The organism is Clostridium sp. (genome assembly GCF_021443865.1).
Taxonomy (GTDB): Bacteria; Bacillota; Clostridia; order Clostridiales; family Clostridiaceae; genus Clostridium.
The window spans coordinates 1-5,955 of sequence record NZ_JABUTB010000110.1; the positions used below are offsets into that span (position 1 = coordinate 1).

At 25.2% G+C, this 5,955-nt stretch carries 4 protein-coding genes and 1 pseudogene; all 5 read left to right on the forward strand.

The features are described 5' to 3' along the window. Positions 1 to 1,871 (forward strand): hypothetical protein (locus HUJ77_RS13970; RefSeq protein WP_291709626.1); only part of this gene is annotated, 1,871 nt, incomplete at its 5' end. A 236-nt stretch (positions 1,872 to 2,107) separates the two neighbouring features. Beyond that, positions 2,108 to 2,596: a QueT transporter family protein gene (locus tag HUJ77_RS13975; RefSeq protein WP_291709628.1), complete on the forward strand. Its 489-nt coding sequence runs from the start codon at positions 2,108 to 2,110 to the stop codon at positions 2,594 to 2,596. Between the two features lie 98 nt (positions 2,597 to 2,694). After that, a complete protein-coding gene (gene abc-f / locus HUJ77_RS13980) occupies positions 2,695 to 4,608 on the forward strand; it encodes a ribosomal protection-like ABC-F family protein (RefSeq protein WP_291709630.1) in 1,914 nt (637 codons plus the stop codon). Positions 4,609 to 4,689: 81 nt separating this feature from the next. Then, positions 4,690 to 5,163 (forward strand): DUF4358 domain-containing protein, encoded by a 474-nt coding sequence (locus HUJ77_RS13985; RefSeq protein WP_291709632.1) that lies wholly within the window; start codon positions 4,690 to 4,692, stop codon positions 5,161 to 5,163. 191 nt (positions 5,164 to 5,354) lie between these two features. Then, positions 5,355 to 5,955: pseudogene (locus HUJ77_RS13990) on the forward strand (MBOAT family O-acyltransferase); the annotation flags it as partial.

Consider the following 5,955-nt stretch of genomic DNA (forward strand, 5'->3'; position numbering starts at 1 on the left):
AAAAGGACTTATTAGAAGTTATAAGAGAAATTGTATCTTATAATTTATTCAAAAATAAACAAGTTTTAATTCTTACAAATTACTATGAGGAATATGTTCTTGCTAGTGATAGCTTTAAAGAGCTTGATAAAAGATTGATAACTTTAAATAATAACTATAATCTAAAAACTTTAATAAAGGATTTATTATTAAACTTACAAGAACAAACTGGGAAAACTATAATAAGTAAGGTTGAACTTCTTTATAGGAGTATTAATAAGAAATATGATGTATTAAAAGAACTAAATGATTTCTTCAATAATTCTGATAATGACATTCCCTTGGTAGATAAATATATTATAACTAAAAGAAAACTAGATAGTAACAATGCTTATAATAAATATTATAGGACCTTTAGAATAAAGAAGCCCTTTCAAAATTATAGCTATAATGAATTAAATGAAATATGCAACAATTTATTACTTTCAGATTTATGCAATAGCTATATACAGTATAGAAGATTCATAGACAATGATATATTTCAATATTTTAAATTGCCTTTAGATTATGATTTAATAAACAACTCTATAACTTCATTACAAGCCATAATAGATAATAAAGACATTGATTATAATTTAAGTGTATCAGCTTATACAGAAGACTTTATTGATGAATATATATCCAATAAAATAATTGATGAAGACTATATATTATCTTTAACTAATATAGTCAATTTAAAGTATAATTATAAATTACTAAATAAGCCTATTGATAAAAAATGGTTTAATATCTTTTCCAGAGTTAATAGTACTAAAGAGAAAGAAAACTTAGAGGCATTCACTAATATTAAAGACGAGATTTATAATGAATATATAAGTAATTATAAAGCAATAAAAAGATTAGAAGAAAAATTATCTTTTTTAAAATCTATCTTAAAAGAAGATAAATATACTGAAGCAATAGTAAGTATAATAAAAAACGGAAATGTATATGAAAATCTTATTTTCTATAAGAAAATTCTTGATGTTGCATATCAAAGTAAATATGCTTTAGACGCTATTAGTAAACTTTCAAGTATGGAAGAAAAGATTTTAAAGTATTGTTATGATGATTTAGAAGAAAAAAAATATATAAAAGAATTAATTTCTCTTCTTCCAATTTTAAAGTGTTATTTAGATATAGAAGAAGAGGAATTTAAAAATATAAATATTATTACCCTATATAAGGAATATGATAGTATTATAGAAGACATATATGAAGAAAATACTAAAAAGAATATTCTACTTTCAAAAGCTATAAATAAAGTATGGGATAACAAATTAAAGGATGCTACTTATATATTAAAAGATAATATAGATAATATAAGTGATGAGACTTTAATTAAATTTTTCCCTTGTATAGTTTCTAATTTTTCTAATAATAGAATTGAAGAATTTAAAAGTAATAATCTAAGTTTTGATAAAGTTATAGTAATATCAAAAAAAAGTGACAAAGTAGTTGATTTAGATTATTTTAATAACTTATCTAAAGATATAGTTTTTATAAATATAGACAATAACATAGAAGAGCTTGAGTTTAGTAAAGATAATACTTATTTATATAAGGAAAATAATGATGTACTATCAGAAATAAAATACTTTTTATTAAATAAAAACATCTCCTTAGATATAGCTGTTAAAAATACTTATATGGATATAAAAATAAATGATCATAAAATAATACTATTATTAAACACTAATACATTAAACAATGATATTTTTCTATATAAATATTATAAGGATAATAACATTTATATATATAGGTTATGGTATAGAGATTGGTGGATAAATAAATATAAAGAGCTAGATAAGATTAATAATTATATTAAGGAATTGACAATAATTAATAAATAAAATATACTATTATAGTAAATTAAATAAGACAGTTCGGAAGCCTCCTGTCTCTAAACAAAACTACGGTTATTAATTGCAATTTATATTAAGTGTAATTTTTTTCGTAGAGGGTTTATTTATAAACTCTCTATTTTATTTTCTACCTAATATATAGCTATTGCTTTATTTAATTCGTTATTCAGGGGCTGTTCTAGGACAGCTCTTTATTTTTTTGTAAATAATTGGAGGGATTTGATTTGAAAAACAATTTAGTAAAAGCTGCTTTAGTTGCAGCAATTTATGCAGTATTAACTATGATACTAGCCCCTATAAGCTATGGACCAGTACAGTTTAGAATATCTGAAATTTTAGTGCTTCTAGCCTTTATAAATCCTACATACATAATAGGCTTAACATTAGGGTGTTTGTTAGCAAATATCTTTGGTGGACTAGGATTATTAGATATTGTTTTTGGTACTTTAGCAACTTTCTTAAGTGTAAGTGCTATATCATTAACAGCTAAGTATATGAAGGATAATATGTTTAGCCTAATTATAGCATCTTTATGGCCAACTATATTTAATGCTGTTATAGTTGGATGGATGATTAGTGTAGTAGTGGATTTACCAATGCTAATAACTATGCTTCAAGTTGGAATAGGGGAGTTTGTAGTAGTAACTCTAGTTGGAGTACCAGTATTCAAGTTTGTTTCAGATAAATATAGAAGTAAATTATCATTAGGATAGAATAAAAATTTAAGCTTAGATACTTTATAGTTGTCTAAGCTTATTTTTTTAATTAAAATATACATATATACTAATAGATAAAAAATAAGGAGACTGATATGAATTTAATTACATTAGAAAATATAAATAAGACCTATAGCGAAAAAGTTTTATTAAAAGATGTTAATTTAAATATAAATGATGGAGATAAAATTGGTTTAATTGGATTAAATGGAGCTGGTAAGTCCACATTACTTAAAATATTAACAGGTAGGGATGAATTCTTTGATGGAAATATCACTAAAGGAAAGAATGTTAGAATAGAGTATTTAGCTCAAGATACTGTATATGATAATAACTCAACAGTACTAGAACAAATATTTAAAGGTGATACTCCTGAAATGAAGCTTTTAATGGAGTATGAGGATTTACTAGATAGAGTTTTATTAGATCCTTCTTTAAATGATAGATTAATACAATTACAAAGTAAAATTGATACAATGAATCTTTGGGATTTAGAAAGTGATGCAAAAACTATATTAACAAAACTAGGTATAACAGATTTTAATCAAAAAATGTCTAAGTTATCTGGTGGTCAAAAGAAAAGAGTATTTTTAGCATCTTCATTAATAACTCCCTGTGAATTGTTAGTATTAGATGAACCCACTAACCATCTTGACTCAGATTCTATTGAGTGGCTAGAAGAGTATTTAAACAATAGAAAAGGCGCCTTAATTATGATTACTCATGATAGGTATTTCCTAGATAGAGTAACTAATAAAATTATAGAGCTTGATAGAGGTTCACTTTATCAATATGAAGGTAACTATAGTGACTTTTTAGAAAAGAAAGCTGAAAGGCTACAAGTAGAAGCTTCACAAGAAGAAAAAAGACAAAAACTTATTTTAAAGGAATTAAAATGGGTTAGAAGAGGTGCTAAGGCTAGAACAACTAAGCAAAAAGCTAGACTACAAAGATTTGATGAATTAGTTAATACAGAAACTGTATCAGTTAATACAGATATAGAAATGCCTTTCATAGGTAGAAGGCTAGGCAAAAAGATTATTGAAATAGAAAACTTATCAAAAGCCTTTGGTGAAAAAGCCTTAATTAAAGATTTAAACTATATTTTTTCTAAGAATGATAGAATTGGTATTATAGGTAAAAATGGCGCTGGTAAAACTACTTTAATAAATATGATAACTGGTGCTATAAAGCCTGACTCTGGCACCATTGAAATTGGGGATACAGTAAGCATAGGTACTTTCTCACAGGATAATACTCATATGGATTTAAATCAAAGAGCTATCGATTATATTAAAGAAGGTGGAGAGAATATTCCAACTGAAGATGGATATACAATAACAGCCTCTCAATTAGCTGAAAGATTTCTATTTGATGGTACCCTTCAATATACACCAATAGAAAAGTTATCTGGTGGAGAGAGAAGAAGACTGCATCTATTAAGAATTCTAATGGAGTCTCCAAATGTACTTATACTTGATGAGCCTACAAATGATTTAGATATTGAAACTCTAAAGATATTAGAGGATTTTCTTGATGAATTTATGGGAGTAGTAATTATAGTATCTCATGATAGATATTTCCTAGATAGACTTTGTAATAAGATTTTCTCTTACGAAGGAAATGGATTAATAAAACAATATGTAGGTAACTATAGTGATTATCTTATATATAAAGAATATGAAAAAGCTAATGAAAGTTTAACAACTTCAAATGAAAATGATAAAAAGCAAATAGATAAAAGTTATAAAAGTAAGGATAATAGACCTAAATTTACTTTTAAAGAGCAAAAAGAATTTGAAGAAATATATGATATTATAGAAAAAATAGAGCATAATATAACTGACATAGAAAATAAAATGAATAAAAATGCTACAAACTATGGTGCTTTAAATGAATTAATACAAGAAAAAGAAGCCTTAGAAGAGAAACTTTTAATGAAATATGAAAGACTAGAGTACCTAGAAGATATTGATAGACAAATAAAAGAATATAAGAAAAATTTATAAAAACATTCTTTTATGACTGCTATAAATATAGTATAATCTTTGTGTAAATTAAATATGAATATGACTAGAAGGAGATACAAAATGAAGAAATTTTTAAAAGCATTAAGCCTTACATTATTATGTACTGCACTTATTGGTTGTACTAGCAATAGTTCAAAAGGAAATGAATTAAAAGACGGATTAACTGCAAAAGATGTAGCTATTACTGTAAGCGAAAAAGCTCCAATGCAAATGGCTCACGAATTAGATGAACAAATGGCTGTAGATTTAGCATTTCTTAATTTAGATGACGTAGAAGACTATGGAATCATAAAAGCAATGATAATAAATTCAGCTGATATAACAGCAATTGTAAAAGCTAAAGATGGAAAACTTGAATCTGTAAAAGCTTCATTACAAAAAATGTTAGATACTGAAAGCAACAACGCATATTTACCAGATCAAAAGGAAAAAATAGAAAATGCTGTTTTCATGGAAAAAGGAAATTACGTTATATTATTAGTAAATGAAGATGTTCAAACAGCAAAAGAAGCTGTTGAAGAATGCTTTCAATAATTAATTTTTAAGCTAGGTAAGAATATTTCTTATCTAGCTTTTTTAGAAAGGATATTATGGTATTTAGTAGTTTAATTTTTATATTTAGATTCTTACCTATTTTTTTAATCTTATATTTTATTATGCCAGATAAATATAAGAATTTTACTTTACTTTTTTTCAGTTTAATATTTTATAGCATTGGAGAGCCTATGTATTTCCCTCTTATGATTGCATCAATACTAGTTGATTATTTTATATCTATAGCTATAGAAAATAACTATGATAACAGGTTGAAATGTAGGTTTTTACTGACACTATCTATATTATTTAATATGGGAATGTTATTTTTCTTTAAGTATGTTAACTTTTTTATAGATAATATAAATCTAATATTTTCTACTTCTTTAAGAAATTTAAAACTAGCATTACCCTTAGGAATAAGCTTTTACACATTCCAAACCTTATCTTATTCTATTGATGTTTTTAATGGAAAAGTGAAAGCAGAACGCAATATAATAGATTTTGGTGCCTTTGTTTCCTCATTTCCACAGCTTATTGCTGGTCCAATAGTTAAATATACAGATATTAATAAAGAGATTAAGAAACGTAACCATTCTCTTGATAACTTCGAAACAGGCATGGAGGAATTTATAATGGGTTTAGGAAAAAAGGTTCTAATAGCTAATAATATAGGTATTCTATGGACTGAAATATATAGTAAAGACATAAGTGAAATATCCATGCCACTAGCCTGGATAGGAATATTAGCCTTTTCATTTCAAATATATTTTGATTTTAGTGGATATTCTT